This window comes from Neobacillus sp. NPDC097160 (assembly GCF_044762155.1).
GTDB lineage: Bacteria > Bacillota > Bacilli > Bacillales > Cytobacillaceae > Neobacillus.
In genome coordinates this window covers 1-22,236 of the sequence record NZ_JBIWDU010000036.1, presented here as the reverse complement: position 1 = coordinate 22,236, position 22,236 = coordinate 1, and the positions used below count along the sequence as shown (strand labels likewise).

The 22,236-nt window shown below is 39.1% G+C and carries 23 protein-coding genes and 2 pseudogenes; 22 read left to right on the top strand and 3 right to left on the bottom strand.

What is annotated here, in order from left to right; translation table 11 throughout:
* Window positions 1-109 precede the first annotated feature (109 nt).
* Window positions 110-991, bottom strand: coding sequence for a VanW family protein (locus tag ACIQXV_RS29100; protein ID WP_402965658.1), 882 nt, complete (start codon window positions 989-991; stop codon window positions 110-112).
* Between the two features lie 166 nt (window positions 992-1,157).
* On the opposite strand from ACIQXV_RS29100, the gene ACIQXV_RS29095 reads away from it, so the two are divergent.
* The 16 genes and pseudogenes from ACIQXV_RS29095 to mug all read left to right on the top strand — a co-directional run bounded on the left by ACIQXV_RS29095 (window position 1,158) and on the right by mug (window position 14,978).
* Window positions 1,158-1,703: a helix-turn-helix domain-containing protein gene (locus ACIQXV_RS29095; protein WP_402965655.1), complete on the top strand. Its 546-nt coding sequence runs from the start codon at window positions 1,158-1,160 to the stop codon at window positions 1,701-1,703.
* A 12-nt stretch (window positions 1,704-1,715) separates the two neighbouring features.
* Window positions 1,716-2,693, top strand: coding sequence for an alpha/beta hydrolase (locus ACIQXV_RS29090; protein WP_402965652.1), 978 nt, complete (start codon window positions 1,716-1,718; stop codon window positions 2,691-2,693).
* Window positions 2,694-2,844: 151 nt separating this feature from the next.
* Complete coding sequence (locus ACIQXV_RS29085; RefSeq protein WP_402965649.1) at window positions 2,845-3,039, top strand: hypothetical protein; 195 nt, start codon at window positions 2,845-2,847, stop codon at window positions 3,037-3,039.
* A 206-nt stretch (window positions 3,040-3,245) separates the two neighbouring features.
* Window positions 3,246-3,812 (top strand): TetR/AcrR family transcriptional regulator, encoded by a 567-nt coding sequence (locus ACIQXV_RS29080; RefSeq protein ID WP_402965646.1) that lies wholly within the window; start codon window positions 3,246-3,248, stop codon window positions 3,810-3,812.
* 126 nt (window positions 3,813-3,938) lie between these two features.
* Window positions 3,939-5,015: a phosphotransferase family protein gene (locus ACIQXV_RS29075; protein ID WP_402965643.1), complete on the top strand. Its 1,077-nt coding sequence runs from the start codon at window positions 3,939-3,941 to the stop codon at window positions 5,013-5,015.
* Between the two features lie 17 nt (window positions 5,016-5,032).
* Window positions 5,033-5,776 carry a 2-phosphosulfolactate phosphatase gene (locus ACIQXV_RS29070; RefSeq protein WP_402965640.1) on the top strand — a complete coding sequence of 248 codons (744 nt, stop codon included), beginning with the start codon at window positions 5,033-5,035 and terminating at the stop codon, window positions 5,774-5,776.
* A 35-nt stretch (window positions 5,777-5,811) separates the two neighbouring features.
* Window positions 5,812-6,591, top strand: coding sequence for an enoyl-CoA hydratase/isomerase family protein (locus ACIQXV_RS29065; RefSeq protein WP_402965637.1), 780 nt, complete (start codon window positions 5,812-5,814; stop codon window positions 6,589-6,591).
* A gap of 12 nt (window positions 6,592-6,603) precedes the next feature.
* On the top strand, window positions 6,604-7,578 hold the full coding sequence (locus ACIQXV_RS29060; protein WP_402965634.1) for a quinone oxidoreductase family protein: 975 nt from the start codon (window positions 6,604-6,606) through the stop codon (window positions 7,576-7,578).
* A 173-nt stretch (window positions 7,579-7,751) separates the two neighbouring features.
* The gene (locus tag ACIQXV_RS29055; RefSeq protein ID WP_402965631.1) at window positions 7,752-8,453 is read left to right on the top strand and encodes a winged helix-turn-helix domain-containing protein; all 702 of its coding nucleotides are present in this window, start codon (window positions 7,752-7,754) and stop codon (window positions 8,451-8,453) included.
* On the top strand, window positions 8,425-9,852 hold the full coding sequence (locus ACIQXV_RS29050) for an ATP-binding protein (RefSeq protein WP_402965628.1): 1,428 nt from the start codon (window positions 8,425-8,427) through the stop codon (window positions 9,850-9,852). The genes ACIQXV_RS29055 and ACIQXV_RS29050 overlap by 29 nt, the downstream gene beginning before the upstream one ends.
* A 149-nt stretch (window positions 9,853-10,001) precedes the next feature.
* Window positions 10,002-11,438 carry a S1C family serine protease gene (locus ACIQXV_RS29045; protein ID WP_402965625.1) on the top strand — a complete coding sequence of 479 codons (1,437 nt, stop codon included), beginning with the start codon at window positions 10,002-10,004 and terminating at the stop codon, window positions 11,436-11,438.
* Between the two features lie 47 nt (window positions 11,439-11,485).
* Entirely contained in the window at window positions 11,486-11,899 is a 414-nt protein-coding gene (locus tag ACIQXV_RS29040; protein WP_402965622.1) for a hypothetical protein, read from the top strand.
* A gap of 221 nt (window positions 11,900-12,120) precedes the next feature.
* A complete protein-coding gene (locus tag ACIQXV_RS29035; protein WP_402965619.1) occupies window positions 12,121-12,255 on the top strand; it encodes an RAxF-45 family protein in 135 nt (44 codons plus the stop codon).
* 160 nt (window positions 12,256-12,415) lie between these two features.
* Window positions 12,416-14,287 (top strand): ribosomal protection-like ABC-F family protein, encoded by a 1,872-nt coding sequence (gene abc-f, locus ACIQXV_RS29030; RefSeq protein ID WP_402965616.1) that lies wholly within the window; start codon window positions 12,416-12,418, stop codon window positions 14,285-14,287.
* 15 nt (window positions 14,288-14,302) lie between these two features.
* Window positions 14,303-14,380 (top strand): annotated as a pseudogene (locus tag ACIQXV_RS29025) (cell wall hydrolase); the annotation flags it as partial.
* A 97-nt stretch (window positions 14,381-14,477) separates the two neighbouring features.
* Entirely contained in the window at window positions 14,478-14,978 is a 501-nt protein-coding gene (gene mug / locus ACIQXV_RS29020; protein ID WP_402965613.1) for a G/U mismatch-specific DNA glycosylase, read from the top strand.
* A gap of 44 nt (window positions 14,979-15,022) precedes the next feature.
* On the opposite strand, the pseudogene ACIQXV_RS29015 reads toward mug, so the two are convergent.
* Window positions 15,023-16,680, bottom strand: a pseudogene (locus ACIQXV_RS29015) (squalene--hopene cyclase).
* A 161-nt stretch (window positions 16,681-16,841) separates the two neighbouring features.
* Between ACIQXV_RS29015 and ACIQXV_RS29010 the strand changes: the two are divergent.
* The 6 genes from ACIQXV_RS29010 (at window position 16,842) to ACIQXV_RS28985 (ending at window position 21,622) form a co-directional block, all read left to right on the top strand.
* Window positions 16,842-17,885 carry a DUF2515 family protein gene (locus tag ACIQXV_RS29010; RefSeq protein WP_402965611.1) on the top strand — a complete coding sequence of 348 codons (1,044 nt, stop codon included), beginning with the start codon at window positions 16,842-16,844 and terminating at the stop codon, window positions 17,883-17,885.
* The gene (locus tag ACIQXV_RS29005) at window positions 17,818-18,261 is read left to right on the top strand and encodes a CBO0543 family protein (RefSeq protein WP_402965608.1); all 444 of its coding nucleotides are present in this window, start codon (window positions 17,818-17,820) and stop codon (window positions 18,259-18,261) included. The genes ACIQXV_RS29010 and ACIQXV_RS29005 overlap by 68 nt, the downstream gene beginning before the upstream one ends.
* A 247-nt stretch (window positions 18,262-18,508) precedes the next feature.
* A complete protein-coding gene (locus ACIQXV_RS29000; protein ID WP_402965605.1) occupies window positions 18,509-18,949 on the top strand; it encodes a peptidylprolyl isomerase in 441 nt (146 codons plus the stop codon).
* A gap of 102 nt (window positions 18,950-19,051) precedes the next feature.
* Window positions 19,052-19,837 carry a divergent polysaccharide deacetylase family protein gene (locus ACIQXV_RS28995; RefSeq protein WP_402965602.1) on the top strand — a complete coding sequence of 262 codons (786 nt, stop codon included), beginning with the start codon at window positions 19,052-19,054 and terminating at the stop codon, window positions 19,835-19,837.
* Between the two features lie 152 nt (window positions 19,838-19,989).
* The gene (locus tag ACIQXV_RS28990) at window positions 19,990-20,742 is read left to right on the top strand and encodes an exodeoxyribonuclease III (protein WP_402965661.1); all 753 of its coding nucleotides are present in this window, start codon (window positions 19,990-19,992) and stop codon (window positions 20,740-20,742) included.
* A gap of 109 nt (window positions 20,743-20,851) precedes the next feature.
* On the top strand, window positions 20,852-21,622 hold the full coding sequence (locus ACIQXV_RS28985) for a class I SAM-dependent methyltransferase (protein ID WP_402965599.1): 771 nt from the start codon (window positions 20,852-20,854) through the stop codon (window positions 21,620-21,622).
* 60 nt (window positions 21,623-21,682) lie between these two features.
* On the opposite strand, the gene ACIQXV_RS28980 is transcribed toward ACIQXV_RS28985, so the two are convergent.
* The gene (locus ACIQXV_RS28980) at window positions 21,683-21,820 is read right to left on the bottom strand and encodes a hypothetical protein (RefSeq protein ID WP_402965596.1); all 138 of its coding nucleotides are present in this window, start codon (window positions 21,818-21,820) and stop codon (window positions 21,683-21,685) included.
* Window positions 21,821-22,236: the final 416 nt, after the last annotated feature.

Sequence of the window (22,236 nt, the reverse complement as noted above, 5' to 3'; positions counted from 1 at the left end):
AAAACGACTAAACCATCGTGCTCCAGTTGAATACCGGATCACGATGGCTGCATAGTCTTTTTTAGAGCTGTCTACTTGACGGGTGTAAGTCCAATTTTGCGGACTTTTTTCAATAGGTTGTCTCTGGAATCTTTCTAGGTATGTATTCAATACTTTCTGAAGAATAAAGCTTAATGATTAATAAATTTCCCATTGTTCTTGCTCTAATTAGCACTGGCTGGTTATACGTATTCTTAAATTCAAAATCAGGCCCATACCAGCTTACTGTCGCGTCACGGCCTGGAGGGATATAGGGAACCGCTCTGCTGTGAGAAAAACGCTGGACAATCTTTAACCCGGCATTATCGACAGCATTAAAAAGGGTAGAGGATACTTGGCAAATTCCGCCGCCGATGTCCTCAGAAAATTCCCCCCTGACAATGACAGGAGCACGTAAATATCCTTTGGCAGCCGTTCGTTTCCCAACCACTTTGTTAAAAGAAAACCTTTCTCCCGGAAAGATGACATAATTGTTAATGGCCTTTGCCGCCAATTGAATATTAGTCGAGCGTTTTTTATTTTGCGAATTAAAAGAAGTTACATATCGTCCGATCCTCATGCTGTGAATATCCTCAAGTAATTCACTATCCACTTTTGGATAAACGGTTAGCATGGGAATTTCCAATCTTGTCTGTTTATGTGAAAAAAAATAGGCATAGAATTGCTCTGTAAAGGCTTGGCGATGGATTTGATAACCAACTTGTTCAGTTCGGATATTTCCGGATTGATCGATGATGGCATTCTCAGGTTCTATGGAATACTGTTCGTCCAACTGGTTTAAAAATTGATTGTATTTTTGGGAGTCGATTATCGGTAAATCGGTATAGGGTAAGGAAAAATCCATTCGATTGAGATGGCTCACACTGTTGCCGTTTTTTGTAATGATTAAACTATCTGAAGAATTTAGTTGCTGAGCCGCAAGTATTACTCCGAATATCCAAGGTAAAATCATATTTTGCAACCCTCCTTCTACTAATATCTGTAGACCTTTACCATTTCATGTACTTTTATGATTAAAGAAATATTTTTAAAAATTTTCCAATTGGGTCTTTACTATTATTAAAAAGTATAATATTATCATTATTGAGAATGATAATGAAAAACAGGAGTAATTTTATATGGCAATCGAAAATACAATGGATGTAATTTTGCATCCTGTACGGATGAGAATTATTCAGTCCTTAATTAACCAGCAAATTACAGCACAGCAATTAAAGGAATTGCTTCCAGATATACCGCAAGCATCATTGTACCGGCACATAAAAAAACTTGTTGAAGCAGAAGTCATCCATATTATTGATGAAATACCAAACCGAGGCACTGTTGAAAAGGTGTATTCTATCTATGATCCAAACAAAGCAGTCATAAGCCCAGAGGAATTAAATAAATTGTCAAAGGATGAACATATGGGTTTATTTATTAAATTTATGGCGAATTTAATGGGGGATTACGAGAGGTATTTAAATCAGGGGAAAATTGATTTAGTCGGTGATGGGGTGTCTTTTCGGCAAACCTCCTTGTTTTTAAGTGACGAAGAGTTTGCTGAATTTAGGAAGGAATTGATTGCAGTATACACCAAAGTTACAGAAAATAAGCCGCAAAAGGGCAGGAGAAGAAGGACGCTAGCTACTATCATTATTCCTGATCGGGAGAGAGAACAATAGGGGGAATTAATAATGAAATCGAGGGAAAAAGAAGTTACGATTCAAGGTAAAGTTGCACTTAGAGGGACTCTAAGTCAACCAGAAGATCGGGCTGGAAATTTGCCGGCTATTCTTATAATACCAGGGACAGGAAAATTGGACCGAAACGGAAAAGTGAATGAAAAACTCGATGTAAAGCTGTACCGTCAATTGGCTGAATTTTTTACATCCATCGGCTTTATAAACCTGAGATATGATAAACGCGGTGTTGCGGCCAGTGATGGAGATTATTTATCGACAGGGTTATGGGATTTAGTCGATGATGCACAAGCATCAGTCCAATATTTAAAAAACCTTCCCGAAGTTAATCCGGAAAAAGTATTTGTTCTGGGCCATAGTGAAGGCTCTACCATTGGAACCGCTCTTGCAGCTAGAGAAGAACTTGGTGGGTTAATTTTACTTTCAGGTGCTGTAGAAAGACTAAGTGAAGCATTGAAGAGGCAAAGAGAAATTGCTATCCAAGACATATTGAATGCTAAGGGGTTTCAAGGGTTTTTACTTCGCTTATTAGGTACACATAACAAAGTGGAAAAACAAGCACAAAAATTTATTGATAAGGTTGTAAATTCATCCGAGGATGTCATAAAGGTGAATTTTGTCAAGACAAATGCCAAGTGGCTGCGCGAACATTTAGCATATAACCAGAGAGAAGACCTTGTTAAAGTTACTTGCCCTGTCCTTGCAATTACTGGGGCACTCGATATGCAGGCAAATCCAGCGGTACTGAAGGATTTGCCGCTGTATGTAAAAGGGGATTTACAGTATCATGTTGTCGAAAATATGGCGCATTCGTGTAAACAGGTGACATATACCTCCACAATGTTTACGATGAAAAAAGATATTTTTGCAGAAGGAAATCTTCCTATCCACTCGGAATTAGTACAACTGCTCGAGAATTGGCTTCAAAGTCACTTTCTCACCAATTTTTCCGAGGAGAAGATAATTCTATAATGTATTTATGATCAATTTGGCTGTCTACATGATAGCCTTTTTTTATTTTTTTGAATGAAAAAAATGTAGAATTATAGTATAGTAGCAATGGATAACAAATAAATAGTTTATTGCTAGCACCACGCTAACACTTGGATAGGAGTGTCTGATCATGTCTGAAAATGAAAGAATTCAATTAAATGTAAGAATTACGAAAGAAACCTCTCTAATGCTGGATGAAATTGTCGAGTATTATCAACAAGGAATAAAGCTGGGCAGAATCTATAAGGGAGACGTCTTAACGGATATTATCGAAAAATCGTATGAAGTAATGAATAAGCAAAAGAGATCGAACAGAAGATTTTAAGTTAATTGAAACAAGTTTGGAAATAAAAAAATGAACTTATTAGAATATTTAGAAAAGAATTTGAATATTTAAATTTTGGAGGTATAATTGTACCTATAACATACTAACTGGTTAGTATAGCTATTGTTTCATTGATGATATAAAGGTGAGGTAAAGAGTATGATATAATTTTTATCAGACATTTTACAGATTGTGAGGACATAACGGTGAAGGAAAAAATAACGGAACAAAGCATCCGCTTATTTGAAAAAAAGGGATTTAGCGAAACATCGATTCAAGATATTGTTGACTCCCTAGGGGTTACAAAAGGAACCTTTTATTATTACTTTTCAAGTAAAGAAGAATTGTTAATGGACATTCATCTAGGCTACATAGATGAATTACTTGTTCAACAAGGGCGAATTTTTAAAGATGAATCAGAGACCTGTAAAGATAAATTATTTGAGATTGTTTTCAAGCTCCTTTCAGATATAAGAATCCAAGGTTCTGCTGCAAAAATATTTTTTCGGGAATTGAAAAATTTAAATGAGGAACACTCAGCCACTATTAATACAAAGCGAGACCAATTCCGCTTAAACATTGAGGAATTGATCAATGATGGAATGGAGAATGGTGAGTTTCGTCCAGATTTAAATTCCTCGATTATCACTTTCGGAATTTTGGGTATAACAAATTGGAGTTACCAATGGTTTAATCCAAACGGAATTTGCTCTGATCGTGAAGTAGCAGAGATTTTTGTCGAAATGATTTTGAAGGGAATTCAAATCAATTGACGAAAAAATGGTATGAGGGGCAATACGGAAAATTCCCCTCTCTTTTTTACTAAGGAGATACCAACCGGTTAGTATTGATTAGAGAAATATGAAAAGTGGGATTTTCAAAACGAGAGGTGATAAGACATGAACCGCCAAATGAATATAGATACCATTCCGGTTCGAAAGGGTGAAGAATTGGATTTAGAGGTGTTGGAAACGTTTCTTCGGGGAAATTTAGCATCATTACCGGAAGAATCGCTCGAAATTCTGCAATTTTCCGCTGGCCATTCAAATTTAACCTACCAACTTAAGATGGGTGACTGGGAGGCTGTATTAAGACGACCTCCCCTCGGGCCAGTTGCACCGAAGGCACATGATATGTGGAGAGAATTTAAAATTCTCACTGCATTAAATTCGATTTTTTCCGTTGCCCCAAAGCCATTTCTATTTTCAGAAAATCAGACAATCGTCGGCAGTCCATTTTTTTTAATGGAAAGAAAAAATGGTGTGGTAATTGATACAACATTCCCTGATGGGGTTCACGTCACGAAGGATCTGTGCCAACACCTATCGCAAGTCATGGTTGAAAAATTGGTGGAATTACATGCAATTGACTACAAGCAAACGGGACTCGCTGAAATTAGCAAGCCTGAAGGATTTATGGAAAGACAGGTTCATGGCTGGATTGGCCGCTATGAGCGGGCGAAAACCGATGAAATTGCTGTTGTCGATTCCTTAAAAAAATGGCTCGTGGAACACACACCTAAAATCCACGAGTCCACGATTATTCATTATGATTATAAATTTAATAATACGATGTTTAATAAACAGTTAACAGATATGGTGGGCTTATTTGATTGGGAGATGACCACTGTGGGAGATCCGCTGGCAGACCTCGGTGTCGCCATGAGCTATTGGAATCAAAGCGATGATTCCGAGCTTTTAATTAATGGGTTAGGAAAGGCTCCAGTTACCGCGGTTCATGAAGGATTTTTGACAAGAAAGGAATTTATCGAGCTCTATGCGGAAAAAAGCGGCCGTGATATAACCAATTTCAACTTCTACTTAACATTTGCTTATTTTAAACTCGCCGTTATTGGCCAGCAAATCTATTATCGCTATAAAAAAGGGCAAACCACTGATACTCGTTTTGCTAACTTTAACCACTTTGTAAAAAATTTAATTCTGCACGCAGCAAATGTAGCGGATGGAAAGATGTAAAGGGGAGTCGGATAGGAATGACGAAGATTCACCTTCTCATGAAGAAAGAGGAGATCAAAGAGGAGAAAATAACAGATGGAAAAAAACACGCAGTTGTCTTAGATGTTCTACTGGCAACAACGACGATTGTTTCGGCATTAAAGGATGGTGCAAAAGAAGTCATTCCTGTTTTACATAGCAATGAAGCTATGGAACTAGCAAAAGAGTTTCAAAAAGAAGAATATGTACTTGCCGGCGAGCTCGATGCAAAACCAATTGACGGTTTTGTTTATCCTAGTCCAACTCTAATCAGGGACTCCATCAACGGAAAGACCTTGATTTTATCGACAACGAACGGAACAGTTGCTTTAAGGAAATCGTCTCTGGCAAACAAGGTTTATATCGCATCGCTGCTGAATAATCCAGCTGTTGCCAGCGCCCTTAAAAACATTCCTGCTGACCAAACCATCCTGGTTATTTGCTCCGGAAATTCCGGAGAAACCAGTTTAGAAGATTTTTTCGGTGCCGGCCATTTAATAGATTGCATCGTGAAAAATGGTGAATACGAATTAACTGATGCTGCGAAATCTGCCTTGTATTTTTACCGCGGGCAAGAGGATTCTTACGAAATTTTATTAAATTCATATGTTGGAAAACTTCTAGATAAACATCACCAGCATGAGGACTTAAAGGTGGCGGCATCCAAAGGGATTACTACGATTGTACCTATATTAAGGAATGGAAAAGTCGTTATCGAACCATCCTGTTCTGCTAAATTTTGAGAAAATAAAATATCGAAAACGAAAGGAAGATGAACTTGACACAAGAACATTTATTGGTTGAAAAATTAGGTCCAGTGTTGTCTTTAACATTAAACCGCCAGGAAAGCTTAAATGCCTTTAGCCCGGAGATGATTTTAGGATTGAAGGATGCCCTTTATAGTGCTCAAAATGATGAAGATGTTCAGGTCATCGTTCTGTCCGGCGCAGGCCGTTCCTTTAGTGCCGGCGGCGATGTCAAAACGATGGGGCAGGCAAAGGGTGTTCAAGTTTATGAACATATCGGCAAGTTAAATGAATTAATTTTGTTAATGAAAGAAACGGAGAAGCCGATTATTGCTGCCGTTCATGGATTTGCGGCAGGGGCTGGGTTTAATTTAGCACTTGCTTGTGATTTAATCGTAGCAGCAGAAGATAGTAAATTTGCCCTTAGCTTTTCGCAGGTAGGCTTGATCTCAGACGGAGGCGGGTCCTATTTACTGCCAAGGCTGATTGGCCCGCATTTAGCTAAACAATTCTTCTTTACTGCCGAGCCAATCCCTGCTGAGCGCCTCTATCAACTAGGTGTAATCAATTATCTTGTTCCATTGGAAATGCTTCAAGAAGAAACAACGAAATTTGCCTTAAAATTGGCGCATGGCCCAGGAAAAGCATTTGGAAAACAAAAGAAATTAATCGATCAATCGTTTTCATCCACATTGGAGGAAATCCTCGAGCAGGAACGACTTATCCAGACGTTAATGGTGGAAACGGCTGACCACCAAGAAGGCATTTTAGCATTCAAGGAAAAGAGAAAACCAGCATTTAAAGGGAAATAGGAGATGAGTTTGATGAAGGTTGTACAATTAATGGAGTATGGTGGACCAGAGGTATTACACTTGGTTGAGATGGAAAAACCAATTCCCACTGGTCATGAAGTGTTGATTGAAATTAAAGCAATTGGGGTTAATTATGCGGACACAGCACGGAGGGAAGGACGGTATGTGGTGAAAACGCCGCTTCCATTTATACCTGGTGCTGAAATTGCCGGAGTTGTTTCAGAAGTAGGCGAGAAAGTAACAAATGTCACGCCCGGGACAAGAGTGGTGACGTTAATTGAATCTGGGGGTTATGCGGAATATGCACTTGCCGATGAGAGGTCGTTGATTCCGATACCCGAACAATTGGATTTTCACACGGCTGTTGCCCTTCCACTTCAAGGTTTAAGTGCCTACCATATTTTAAAAACAATGGGTCGTTTAGAAAAAGGGGAAAGTGTCCTTGTACATGCCGCTGCAGGAGGAGTGGGGACGATTGCTGTCCAGCTTGCCAAATTGTTTGGTGCCGGAAAAGTAATTGCGACCGCGAGTTCAGATGAAAAACTAGTTTTAGCCCGTGAAATGGGAGCGGATGTCCTCATTAACTATTCAGAGCCGAACTGGGAGGAGCAGGTTCTTGAGGCAACCGGTGGCAGAGGGGTTAATGTCGCGCTCGAAATGGTAGGCGGTGATGTTTTTAATAAAACAGTAAAATGTCTTGCAACATTTGGACGCCTTATTATTTTTGGGGCAGCAAGCGGGGAACAAAGCCGTTTCTATCCGTCATCGCTGATGGCTAGAAATCAATCCGTTATTGGTTTTTTCCTGCCGCAAATAATGAGAAAACCAGAGTTGCTCCAGCCTAGTTTAGTAGAGATATTGACATATTTAGGGGAAGGAAAACTGAAGCTCACGATTGGCGGAGTGTTTCCCTTAGAAGATGCGGCCAATGTCCATACACTTTTGCAATCGCGGAAAACGCAAGGAAAACTGATTTTAGAGCCATAAATCGTAAGGAAAAAGGTCTTGAATTCATTCAAGACCTTTTTTGCTGGATATATTAATAATCTATGAACAAATTATTAATTTGTCAGGAAGAATGGGGCAGAAGCTTTGATATGAAAGAAAATTCGTATAAACTAAAGAGAAGAATAGTTTCTTGCACTAGGAGATGACCGATTATGAAGATATTAGTGATTGAAGATAATAAAAGTGTTTGTTCAATGATTGAAATGTTTTTTGCTAAAGAGGGGATCGAAGGTGTTTTCGTTAACGATGGCGTAGAAGGCTATAACCGTTTTAAAAGTGGTACATGGGATGCTCTAATTGTCGACTGGATGCTTCCCGGAATGGATGGTGTTTCTATTTGCCGGAAAATTAGAGAAGAGAAGTTTACCGTTCCGATTATTATGTTAACTGCAAAGGATAGTGAATCCGATCAAGTGCTTGGACTTGAAATGGGTGCGGATGATTACGTCACGAAGCCATTTAGTCCACTTACCCTAATGGCCAGGATTAAAGCGGTAACACGACGAGTCCAGGCGCAAGTCCCAAAAGAGGAAGAACACTTCCTAAAAACAGACCATTTTAAGGTCAATAAAATCACGAGAGAAGTATTTGTAGACGGGGTAGACGTTACAAATTTAACTCCTAAGGAATTTGATTTACTCTATTATATGGTGGAGCATCCCCGCCAAGTATTCTCAAGAGAGCAATTACTTGAAAGGGTTTGGGGATATCAATTTTATGGTGACGAACGAACGGTCGATGTTCACATCAAAAGGCTCCGGAAAAAGGTTGAAACCACTGCGCATCCATTCTTCCATACTGTTTGGGGGGTAGGGTATAAGTTCGATGACACAATCAAAACCGATGAAGTTTAAGTATATTTACCAGCAATTTTTTAGCCACATTAGCGTCATCATTGTGGCGTTTCTATTGTTGAGTGTTTTGTTTACCCATTATGTAGAAAATTTAGTTTATGAAAATAAAGCTGATGAACTGATTTCATTCGGACAAGCCATCTTAACCGATTTGAAGGAAGCTCCACTTGCATCTGACCAGATAATTGATCAATACAGTAATGTTTTGGGTGCAAGAAATATGAGTTTTAGTATGTTTGACCAAGACTTCAACCAGTATTTGGTTACTAAAAATGGACCGGCAATTAAGAAATTGCCTCGAAAGCAATGGGATCTAGTTAAAAAAGGGCAACCCATTATTGTCAAAAGTGATTTTAAAAGCTTTGGGCAAGGAGGCGTTACATTAGTCGTATTACCCTATGTAAATAAAGACGTTTTTTATGGTGGTGTGATTTTAACTTCGCCGATTAGCGGGTCCAGTAATATGATTGAACAAATCAATAAATTTTTACTGTATACGATCCTAATTGCCTTTGGGGTTTCCTTCCTACAGAGCTGGTATTTGTCACGAATTCACGTTCATCGGATTAAACGGCTTCGTGAAGCGACATCGCTTGTCTCTGAGGGAAATTATCATGTGAAGGTAAATTCTGCTAATTTTGATGAAATAGGGGAATTAGCGAACGATTTTAACCACATGGTGGATAAAATCAATGCCTCCATGCTGGAAATAGAAAGTCTGGAAAATAGAAGACGGCAGTTTATGGCAGATGTTTCCCATGAAATGCGGACACCGTTAACGACCATTAGCGGAGTAATAGAAGGCTTGAAAAACGATATGATTCCTGAAGAAGATAAAGAGCGCGGAATCAATCTCGTAAGCCAAGAAGCCAAAAGGCTGATTCGTCTTGTCAATGAAAATCTTGATTATGAAAAAATCCGCTCCAATCAAATCAAGCTATTTAAGGAAGAAATTCAGCTTTTAGAAATACTCGAAATTATTCAGGAGCAGTTGAGCTTGCAAGCAGATGAGAAGAATAATCAGATTGTCGTTGAGTCCGCACCAGAGATCATGGTACATGCCGATTATGACCGACTAGTCCAAATTTTAATTAATATTACGAAAAATAGTATCCAGTTTACAACAGATGGAACCATTTGGCTGCGAGGAAGAACAGAACAGAACTTGACAATAATCGAAGTCGAAGACACGGGAATTGGTATCGATGCGAAGGAGATTGAAAATATCTGGCGTCGTTTTTATAAAGCTGATCTTTCCAGAACGACCAACCCATATGGTGAATTTGGGCTGGGACTCTCGATTGTTAAGCAATTAGTTGTGCTCCATAATGGGGAGATTGAAGTATTTAGTGAAGAAGGGAAAGGAACGAAATTTGTGATTCGCTTAAAAAACGAATAAATTACTAGAAGCTGCGGATGATCTCTGCGGCTTTTTTAAATTTTTACATATAATTTCTTACTCTCGTTAAAGTTTGTTAATAATTTGTTAAGATTTGTCGGTTAAAGTAAAGACAAGATAAAGAACAAACTTAAAGGAGATCGATTGTGATGGAATTCAAAAATGAAAATGAATTCGAACAAAATCAACCTAATTCACAAGAGGAAACTGGAAATACAAAAAATGAAGAATTTTCATTGAATAACTATTCGGATGATAGCAAGACAGAGGAACATGTAAATTCTGTGGATGCTACCTTCCCAGTGGGGGCTAACGATTCTGAAGTTGTTCAGGAAAGAATGGAATCAGCGGATTCTGAAGAAACAGCTCCTCCTACTGTTAGGGAACAGACACGTTCGAACAGTCAGTCTGAAACAAAAAAATGGAAAGGTAAAGGGTTTGTTTCAACAATTGCAGCAGGTGTGATTGGGTCGGTTTTAACTTTAGCCGTTCTTCCGCATACTGATTACCTCAAAAACTATTATCAAAATACGGATAATCAGGTGGCGAGCAATACTTCAGCTTCGGTAAAGGCTGTAACTGCTAAGCCTACAATGGCTTCCACAAATTCAATAGCTGATACCGTCGAAAAAATTTCAAAAGCAATTGTCGGGGTTGTTAATTATCAGCAGCAGCAAAATAATAATTTTTGGGGTAGTTCTGATCCATCGCAAAGTGTACAAGCCGGTTCAGGATCCGGGGTTATTTTTCAAAAAAATAATGACATCGCCTATATAGTTACCAATAACCACGTTGTCGAAGGGGCTTCAAAGCTGGAAATCTCCTTATTTGATGGCCAAAAAACAACCGCTGAGGTGGTTGGAACAGATGCCTTAACGGATCTAGCTGTTTTAAAAATTGATGCAAAATACGTCACGGCAACAGCTGATTTCGGGGATTCTTCGACACTTCGCCCTGGTGACCAAGTTTATGCCATTGGGAACCCGCTCGGACTTGATTTGTCAAGAACGGTTACACAAGGAATTGTCAGTGCGACCGAACGCAGCATATCTGTTACGACATCTGCGGGAAATTGGGATACAAATGTCATTCAAACGGATGCCGCCATTAATCCGGGAAACAGCGGCGGTGCCTTAATTAATCCACAAGGACAAGTAATCGGCATCAATAGTTTGAAAATTTCCGAGAGTGGTGTGGAGGGATTAGGGTTTGCGATTCCAAGTAATGACCTGATTCCAATCGTAAACCAATTAATAAAGAGCGGTAAAATTGACCGCCCGTATCTTGGTGTCGGACTTGCAGACTTAGACCAAGTTCCACAGATGTATTCGCAAAACATGCCTGAAAATATGAAAAAAGGTGTCTTGGTAATGAACATTGACCCAAATTCTGCTGCGGCACAGGCTGGTTTCCAACCAAAAGATGTGATTGTGTCGATGAATGGAACGGAGATTGCTAATTCAGCAGAACTTAGAAAATTTTTATATACAAAGGTGAAAACGGGTGACACGATTAAATTCGAAGTGTACCGCGATGGAAAGCAAATGACGTTAACAGCCAAATTAGGCAATAATAAAGGAGCCTGATTCGCGGTAAAATAAGACCATTCCAAATTGGTCTTGAGGTGAACAAGGTGAATCGGGTAGGAAAATATGCAACTAGCGGTACAGTGGATGATATTGAGTTGATGAATATGGTTTTTGAACTCACTGAAAAGGATAAAATGATCATGTGGTCGGAAGGCTATATTGATCATGTGATCGACAAATTACCGGAGTATGCACGTGATATTTTGGAGGATCGTAAAGAGAAATGGGAAGATACGAAAGCTTTTTATGAGAAGCAGTTGAATGAAATTATCAATCAGGAAGAGTTTAAAATGAAACTAATGGGCGAACGGAAAGAGTTCGCCCTTTTCGTCATGCAGTGTTATCCGGAATTTCGGTCATTATTGTTTTTAATTTATGATGGGAATCTAAAGGATGATGATTTGAGGAGGTTTGTTTACCGCAGAAGGTTTTCTTCCCGGAAAAACTACCTGCATTAAGGTTGTTGGCGGAATAAATGGGTAAAATGGCGGAAATAACTCGAGAGTTGGCGAAAAAAATGGTTAAGTTGGCGGAATTCTTTCGAAAGTTGGCGGAATAAAGTTCAAAATCCGCGGAATTAAGTTCCCAACCTTTCGATAAGTCAGATAAATAGGCTTGCAATTGACCCAGGATAAATTTACAATAAAAATAACTTGATTGAAACGGAGGTGGGGAAGAGATGAAACGTTCTATTTTTGCACGCTTACAGTGGCTTGAAGCACTTACTATATATCGTGCAATTTTTCATGAAGTAGTTTTACAAGGGGGGAGTCTGTCCTTTTTTCGAAACTGCATAATGGAAGTAGAACGATAACACATCTCTTTACCCACTATAAATAGGTATGTAGAGAGTGCATCGCTCGCACTCTTTTTTCATGCCCATATTTTAATGCCGCGGGTTATTAAAGATGCCTGCGGCCTATTTATATTAAGGGAGATGTTCATCTAAATTTTCAATAACGAGGAGAATGAACATGATTATTTGTAGTGTCAATCATATAGCCAAGTCATTTGGCAGTAATCTTATTTTTAAAGAATTGTCCTTTGAAGTACAAGAAGGGAGCCGGATTGGACTTGTCGGCCGCAATGGCGGCGGCAAAACGACGTTATTAAAGTTGTTAGCCAATCAGGAAACGGTAGACGAAGGGGTTATTCATTGGAAAAAGGGGCTGAAAATTGGCTATTTAGCGCAGATTCCTGACTTTCAAGAGTTAACGAGCGGGGAAGTTTTAAAAACGGCCTTTGATCAATTGACAATAACCGAATCGAAGCTTCAACAATTAGAGGTTGAAATGGGTCAAGAGATTATTCCGGATCACCTACAAAGATTAATGGATCAGTATGGAAAGCTTCAAGATGATTTTATTCTTAACGGCGGCTATGAGATGGACGCACAATTAGACCGGATTGCGAATGGATTGAATATTACCGGTCTGCTGGAAAAATCCTTTTCTGCTTTAAGTGGCGGTGAGAAAACTAAAGTTGGACTCGGTCTTAGTTTGTTGAAAAGTCCTGAGCTTCTGTTACTGGATGAACCGACTAATCATTTAGATTTAAAGGCGATTGAATGGCTGGGTTCTTTCCTTAAGGATTATACCGGAACGATTATACTCATTTCCCATGACCGTTACTTTTTAGACGAGGTCGTTACAAAAGTAATCGAGATGGAGGATGGAGAAATTGAACTGTACCATACGAATTTTAGCGGCTATGTCAAGGAGAAAGAGGAACGACTGTTACGAGAATTTCAGGAGTATCAAGAACAGCAGCGAAAAATGAAGAAAATGAAGGAAGCTATTAAGCGGCTGCGCGACTGGGCAAACCGCTCGAATCCGCCGAGTGCCGCCCTTCATAAACGGGCAACCAATATGCAGCGGGCGCTTGATCGCATTGAAAAAATTGATCGTCCAAAAATAGAGGTAAAAAAGATGGCAATTGATTTTGAAGCGAATGACCGAAGCGGCAAGGATGTTATCGTCTTAGAGGACGTAACGAAAACTTTTGGCAGCCGGACACTTTTCGAACACGTTAACATGCACATTCAATATAAGGGTCGAACTGCAATAGTCGGTGAAAACGGTACAGGAAAATCAACGCTTTTAAAAATGATTTTAAAAGAAATGGAAGCAGACAATGGAATGATTAAAGTTGGTAGAAACGTCAAGGCCGGTTATTTATCACAGCATGTATTCCAGGACATTGGCGACGAGAAGCTTATCGATGTTTTCCGCTCCGAGGTGGTCGTGAATGAGGGAGAGGCCCGTCATATATTAGCGCGATTTTTATTCTACGGGCCAGCCGTGTTTCGTAAGGTTAACCAGCTAAGCGGCGGTGAGAGGATGCGCTTAAGACTTGCACAGCTAATGTACCAAGATATCAATCTTCTTATTTTGGATGAACCGACGAATCATCTTGACATTGATTCCTGTGAAGTGCTCGAGGAAGCGCTGGATCAGTTTAATGGAACGATTTTAGCAGTTTCTCATGACCGTTATTTTCTCAATAAATTGTTTAATAACATTTATTGGCTTCAAGACGGGGCGGTTCACTTTTTTGATGGGAATTATGATTGGGCTAAGGGGAAGTTAGAAGCAATCGAGGTTAAACAAGCTGCCAATCTAGGAATGAATAAAATAATCACGCCAAAAGTGACAAAGGTAGTGGAACAAGTTCGGACGGAAGAGATTGAGGAAAAAATCGAGCAAATTGAAACGGAAATTCACATCCTTAAACAAAAGCTTGAAGCAGAAAGTGAACTGGAGTTGCTTCAAAAAATTTATTTTGAAATCGAGTTGAAGGAAAACGAACGTGAGCATTTATACTCTCAGCTGGATGAAGTAGTATAACAAATGTTGCACCCGGGGATGCTTCTTGTCGGTAATGTTGGGATTAATCGAATTCGCGCAAACTGTTCTGATTTTAAGGGATTGCGAACAATTAGCTGCCCTAATTACAACCTTTCACAACCTTAAGCCATTTACAAAGTAAAATTCAGATTGGTAAAATGGGGAATCGACTAAAACAAGGAGATTTTTTATGAACCCAATCAGTGATCATCTAAAAGAGGATTTAACTATTTTATTTGTTGGCTTTAATCCAAGTATTCGCTCTGGGGAGGTGGGACACCATTATGCCAACCCTAATAATCGGTTTTGGAAGATTCTATACGAAGCGGGATTAACGCAGCGAAAATATGAGGCAGATGAAGATCGGCACCTTTTAGAAATAGGATATGGTTTTACCAATATTGTAGAAAGACCAACGAAAGCTGCCGATGAAATTACGAAGGAAGAGTATAAGGCGGGGAGGGAGATTTTAAAGCGCAAGATCGAACAGTATAAGCCCAAGGTGGTTTGTTTTGTGGGGAAAGGGGTTTACCAGCAATTTAGCGGTCGGAAGGCGGCCCCATGGGGCAAGCAAAGTGATTCTGTTGTTCCAGGAGTCATCGATTTTGTTGCACCGTCATCAAGTGGGCTTGTTCGGATGAAAATGGATGAAATCGTTAAGATTTATAAGCAACTTGGTAAAGTTATTTAAAAATAAAAACATCGACGGAGAAATGGAGCCGTCGATGTTAAATTCTATGATTCAAATTTTTCCTTATAGTGTGCGAGTGCTAGCAGCGGAAAAATATAGCGGTAGCTGTGGTAGTGAATATAAAAGCCGCCCGCCATCCTTGTTTTGGATTCCCCGTAACCAGTTAACCCTTTTTTGTATAGATGCATGATCCGAGGGTATGCCCGTTGCTAAAACTCCGGTGATGGCTGCCCAAGTCCCGTAAAGATAACAAATCCCCCATCTGCCATACCAGGAACCATCCTTTTCCTGATTTTTAAAAAGCCAACGGATTCCTCTTTTTATTGCGGTGTGATCTTTTGCTAAATTGGTATAATGGCCGAAAAATTCGAGCGTCCGTCCAGTCAAATCTGCACAGGATGGATCTGCCAGTAAAAATTCTCCTTTTTCAATCGGAAGAAACTGCAACAATTTAGAATTTGCATTTTTTTCGAAAGTCGGCCAGCCGCCATCATCATTTTGCATCGACAGAGTCCAAGTGATCGCCTGCTCCCAAGCTTGTTGCTCAGTCGGGACCATTCGAGCAATGGAGCGGAGTGAAGCGGTTGTATCATCCACATCTGGAAGCACCGTATTCACATCAGAAAATCCCCAGCCGCCTGGCATCGTTTTCGGATTATGAATCACCCAATCCCCAAATTTATGATGCTGCCGTTCGAGCAGGTATCGATTTGCCTGGACTACCATTGGATCCTCCGATGCAACACCTGCTGTTTGCAAACCGAAGCCAATTAATGCTGTGTTCCAAACGTTTGCTGTTGTATATTGTATATGAGGTAAGTCATCAATTTCGCACATCATCGATTTAATCCCATCAACAGCCTTGGTAATGGCAGGATCTGTTTTCTTGTATCCGAGCGATAATAGCGCAAAAATCATTAAAAACGTACTGCTGTAATAGCTATAGAATGTTCCATCCGGTTCAATCCTGTCAAGCATATACTTTTTGGCTCGCTCAATGGCTAAATTATGAAGCTGCTCAGGTAATCCTAGTAAATTCGAAACGCCTTCTTCGATAAAAGAAAACAAGGAGCGATATTCGCTGGAACGAATCCATTGGTCAATGTCATTCCGATGCAAATGTAAATGTGAAAGGTCGGGACTGCTTGCTTTTTTCAACGTAAATTTTTTATCTGCAATAATCATGATAGGAGCAAGATTCGCCCTGCCAAACACTGAAAAGGAATAAAAGTTTATCGGAAAATGTAACGGCAGGAGGACTACTTCAATTGGCAGCGGGGAAAAAGCAGGCCATTTATATTGTCCAGTTAACGAAAGCATCACCTTTGTATACATTCCGACTTCCTCTAACCCGCCATTTGCTAAAATAAATTTTTTTTGCAGTCCGGAGACGGGTATCTTCTTTCTGGTAATAACCCGAATATAACAACGAATAATAGGCTTCAACCGTTGCTGTTAGGTTTCCGTCTCCTTCATCATAAAAAAGCTTCCATGCGCCATTTTTCTCTTGTCTGCTTAAAATCCTTTTTGTAAGTCCATGGATTAATTCTTCATCATTTATTTCCAATGTCCGTAATAAAATGATCATATAAGCATCTGTGGAAATTCCTGTTTCAAATGGATAGTCCCATGAGCCATCGGGAGATTGGTCTTTTCGAAGCATATCAATAATCCAATCAATGCCAACCTTCGTATCAATCATCCTTACACCTCATTCCTCTCCCAAAAAAATATACACATCTATACATATTCTCATTAGTGCAGGAGAATTCATAAGGGAGGTAATGAGCTATTTTTTTTACGCGAAATCGTGTGAAAACGCCGCTCCAAAGTATAACGGAGGAATTAAAGAAAAAAAGTAAAATGGCATCTTCAGTCTCAACGCTGACTAGGAATGAAGAAATCATTTTACAAAGGATTAAGAACACGACAATCCAGCATAATCTTAATAATGTCACAAGAACGAAGGCGTATCTTGATTTTTACATGCAACACCCTGAAATCCAATGGGCCTTTCTTGGGCATATGGTATCAAGAAATGGCGGCTGGAACATGACCGATCTTAAGGGGGAATTTCTAACCCGATTGATGGCGAAAAAAGACCGGAATTTATTTTTTCATTTTCTAGAGCGAGGAAACTGGCTTATTTTTCAAGATGTCTACCCGCAATTTTTGCTTTATGAGGAAAGCATACGGCATAGAAAACCGCTCTTTTACTTATTTTCACATTTAAACATTTCAACCTTTATGGAGACGATTTGGAACCAGTTTTGGCAAAATCAAGATATGTATATCCATACAATCGCAATGGTCATTAATGAACAGAGCTACCTTGAAAAAAGAGTAGTTCAAAATCCTCACTATCAAAAAGAGGTAATAAACAAATTTGAGTTTATGCTGCAAGATTGGCTTTCGTTTAACCATATCCTTTTTCCATATGGAAAAAAGCAACTTAGCGGACAAACTCTTCACCAGTTTGAATCATTACATGAGCGGATTTTACTTGGAAAAAGGCTGTATTCGATCCTTTTTAAAAATAAGGAAATTCATCAACAAGTGGTTGATTGGGCAAAAAGCCATCCACATACAGGTTCAAGAAAGGATTATTGGCCCGATATTTTTAATAGTGTAAATGAAGGGATGCCTGGCTTTCCTTATCAGCTTCGCTTGAAATCCTGTCAGCTAAGAGCCGGTGCGAGAAAGATTTATAGTCCTATCCTTGAAAATGTTTGGAAAAATGTCAACCAGGAAGAGGCCGAAAAAGGAGATTGGTTTGAAAATTGGCAGGTGGTTGATTATTTGACAGAAGACGAAGAAATGATTGATGGGGAGATTAAACATGAATACTGTAAAACACTTGAACGGCTCGAGCTTGCAACCCTGGCAAAAAAAGCAATTACCTTTTAGCTATCTTGTTAGTATGGTGCTTGCTTCCCTGCTTGGAACCTATTTAGATCTATATTTCGTTGGGAAACAACTCTATCAGTTTCCAATGAGGCCATTTCCGGAAATTTTCTCGATTAATATTGCATTTACGTTAGTAGGACTGCCCATCCTCGTGATGATTTTTCTGCGTTGTATCTCGCAGCTAAATAAATGGGGGAAAGCAGGTGTGATTCTTTTTGCCAGCTTGCTGATGCCTATTTTTGAAAAATTAGCGGAGGAACTAGGCTGGTTTGTACACGCTAACGGATGGAAGCATCTTTATACCTGTTTTGGTTATTTGCTGTTCTTAACGATTATTACTGTGTTTTATGAAGGGATGGCAAAACGAAATAGCTAAAAACAAAAAGCCGAGACTTTTGTCCCAGCTTTCGTGATGCCTGGAATTTATGGCATCAGAACCCCTTCCGTCCGTACATTGGTTAAGTGTCCCGCAACAAGCGAATGTTCGGAAGGGGTATAACTATTTTATCACAACTGTTGTGAAAATATGAATGGGTGAAGGAATTATTTACGAGTCTAAACTTTCTTTTCTTTATCTAAAAGTGTATGATAATAATGATTTTTACATAAAGGAGTGGTTTTAAATGGCAAAAAAAGGATACATAGTAATGGAAAATGGCGAAAAGATTGAGTTTGATTTTTTTGCTAATGAAGCACCTGGTACAGTAGCTAATTTCGAAAAATTAGCAAATGAAGGTTTTTACGATGGGGTTGTTTTTCACAGAGTAATTCCTGGCTTTGTAAGTCAGGGAGGTGATCCTACTGGCACAGGGATGGGTGGACCTGGATATACAATTAATTGTGAAACGGAAGGGAATCCCCATAAGCATGTTCCTGGATCATTATCAATGGCGCACGCAGGAAAAAACACAGGTGGAAGCCAGTTTTTCATCGTACATGAATCACAGCCTCATTTAAATGGTGTTCATACTGTGTTTGGTCAGGTGACATCAGGACTTGAAGCAGCAAAAGCTATGCGTAACGGCGACAAAATGGTTGAAGTTAAAGTGTTTGATGAAGAATAATATCTTTCAGGAGAGCTTATTATAAGCTCTCTTTTTGTTTAGAATCTTTATGGCTGTAATCGGGCAAATTAAACTCAAAGTAAACAAATTTTGGGGGTAAGTATGAAAAAATGTGCTCTGTTACTACTACTTTTTTTGTTAATTCCACTTCACACAAATGCCTCAGAAGTAAAAAAGGAAACCAAAGAACTCAAGGCTGCCATTATCATCGATGATTTTGGCGGTGGCACCGGCGGAGTGCGGGACTTCTTAGAAGGAGAGATTCCGATTACCGCTGCTGTCATGCCATTTACAGAAAACTCAAAAGCACATGCGGAATGGGCACATAAAAACGGTTTTGAAGTCATGGTGCATTTACCTATGGAGCCGAAACGAGGAAAAAGATCGTGGCTCGGTCCAAAGCCGATTACGGTTGATCTCACACCGGTAGAAGTCAGGCAGCGGGTAGAGGAAGCGATTAAAAGTGTACCATACGCGGTTGGGCTTAATAATCATATGGGGTCACGGGCAGTTGAAGATGAAGAAATTGTTCGAGCTATTGTTGAAGTTGTGAAGGAAAGAAAATTATTTATCATAGACAGTGGTACTAGCCCAGGAAGTAAATTTCCAAAAATAGCATATGAGCTGGGAGTTCCTCTGTTAAAAAGAGATGTATTTTTAGACGATATTTCCTCCTCATCCTATGTTCGAAAACAAATGGTCAAACTTGCAAAGGTAACAGAAATTAAAGGTCAAGGGATTGCGATCGGTCATGTAGGGGTGACTGGAAAGGTTTGCTCGATTGGGATATTTCAATCAATGGAGGAATTTCAAAGACGGAATATAAAAATTGTTCCAGTTTCAAATTTATTTACTGAAAAATTAATCGAAAAACAATTTGTTCCATGAAAAAGGCAGCCACGTGCTGTCTTTTTTGATGATCCAAACCGATTACTTTCCCTCCTCGCCTTAAACTGGTAAAATGTCTCCTATCTATTTAAAAAATTTAATCGATATTTATACAGATAAATAGTTCCGAAAAGGGAGAAGGAATGGTAAAAATGAAACTAGTTTCTTGGAATGTAAATGGCCTTAGGGCTTGCGTCAAAAAAGGATTTTTGGATTATTTTCAGGAAGTGGATGCAGACATTTTCTGTGTACAGGAAACAAAATTACAAGAAGGGCAAATTAGCCTTGAACTTGATGGATATCACCAATACTGGAACTATGCGATAAAGAAAGGCTATTCCGGTACAGCCGTTTTTACCAAGAACGAACCGCTTTCTGTTAGATATGGACTAAGCGGCGATGAAAGTGAAGGAGAAGGTCGAATTCTTACCTTAGAGTATGCCGATTTTTTCTTGGTTAATGTCTATACCCCTAATTCACAAAGAGATTTAGCTAGAATCAGTTATCGACTGGACTGGGAGGATCGAATTCTACAGCACTTGAAAGAGTTGGATGAAATAAAACCCATCATTCTTTGTGGGGATTTGAATGTCGCCCATCAAGAGATTGATTTACGGAATCCAAAATCCAATGTTGGAAACTCTGGATTTACGGACGAAGAACGAGGAAGAATGACCTCCTTACTTGAAGCGGGTTTTGTTGATAGCTATCGTCATTTTTATCCGGATCAGGAAGGCGCTTATACATGGTGGTCATACATGGCTAAGGTACGTGAGCGGAATATTGGATGGCGGATTGATTATTTTATCGTATCAGAAAAATTGGGCGAGCGCCTAAAGGATGCTGATATTCATTGCAATGTAATGGGGAGTGACCATTGCCCGATTGTATTAGAAATTCATTAATTCACTTCGATAACTTTTTCTTATCGGAATCCATAATATACCTGTCATTTTCTTTATAAAGTTCCTGCTTTATAGTTATTTTATAAAGGGAAATTCGGGGGGATGAAAAATGGATCTCAAAAAGGATGTTCAAAAGCAATTTGGAAAAAGTGCTGATTCGTATGTTAGCAGTACCATTCATAAAGATGGAAAAGACTTGCTTAAGCTCGTGGAAATAACCTCCATAACTGGGGAAGAAAAGCTGCTGGATGTGGCAACAGGCGGCGGTCATACCGCAAACGCCTTTGCTCCATTTGTTAAAAAGGCAACAGCAGTTGATTTGACACCTGAAATGTTAGCAGTTGCGGAAAAACTCATTAAAGGGAATGGGCATCAAAATGTCGACTTTGTTCAAGGAGACGCGGAGAACCTTCCTTTCCTTAATGAAGAATTTGATATTGTGACATGCCGGATTGCGCCGCACCATTTTCCTAATATTAATAAGTTTGTTGAGGAAGTACACCGTGTTCTTAAGCCAAATGGACAATTTTTGCTAGACGATAATGTCGTGCCAGAAGCAGATGAGTTCGATCAATTTTATAATACAATTGAAAAAGTACGGGATTATAGCCATTTTCGAGCTTGGAAGAAGAGTGAATGGCTCAGATTGCTTGAACTAAGCGGTTTTGAAATTGAGGAATGGCATCGATTTGATAAAACCTTCCGTTTCGATTCTTGGTGTAATCGTATGAATTTACCTCAAGATGAAAAGGAAAAATTAGTGGAATACATGAATGGGTCGTCAGATAAAATAAAAAACAAATTTAGGATTGAGATCGAGGAAGACCAAATTATTTCCTTTCAAGGAGAAGCCGTTGTTTTAAAGGCAATCAAAAGGTAAAGAAAAAAACCTTTGCACTAAGAGAAGATTCTCCTGTTGCAAAGGTTTTTTTTACAGGTATTAAATGTCGTTCAGGGCAGTCCCATATTCATCGAACTCTGGTAGTTTCTCATTTTTGTTTGAATTCTCAAATTGTTCCTGTTCTATTTTAGTAACAAAGCCTTGATCATCTTCTTTTTTTTGCGAATACAAACTCACTATAGCAGCATCTCCTTTAGGATTAATTTACTTCAGTATTTTTTCCCAGATAAAAATGATCTAAACCCTTTTTTTAATCTCGTCGATATTTATCGATCACTTCAACCACTATTAAATAGATTTATTAACCTGAAATAAATTATTGACGAATGAGAATGGAGATAGTATGATAGTCATTGTCGCTGTTGCGAAATGGACTTTTATGTACAAGTAATTCTAAAAAAACATTTCGAATGATGGTTGACATCATATGAATGCTATGTTAAAATAATAAATGTCGCTAGATTAGTAGACAGAATATTTTAACTAAAGTGATATTGCTCTTTGAAAACTAAACAAACAAAAACGTCAACAAACAATAAATTATTAGCTTCTTATGAAGCTAAGCCAACGTAACTTTTTTGAGCTAATCAACT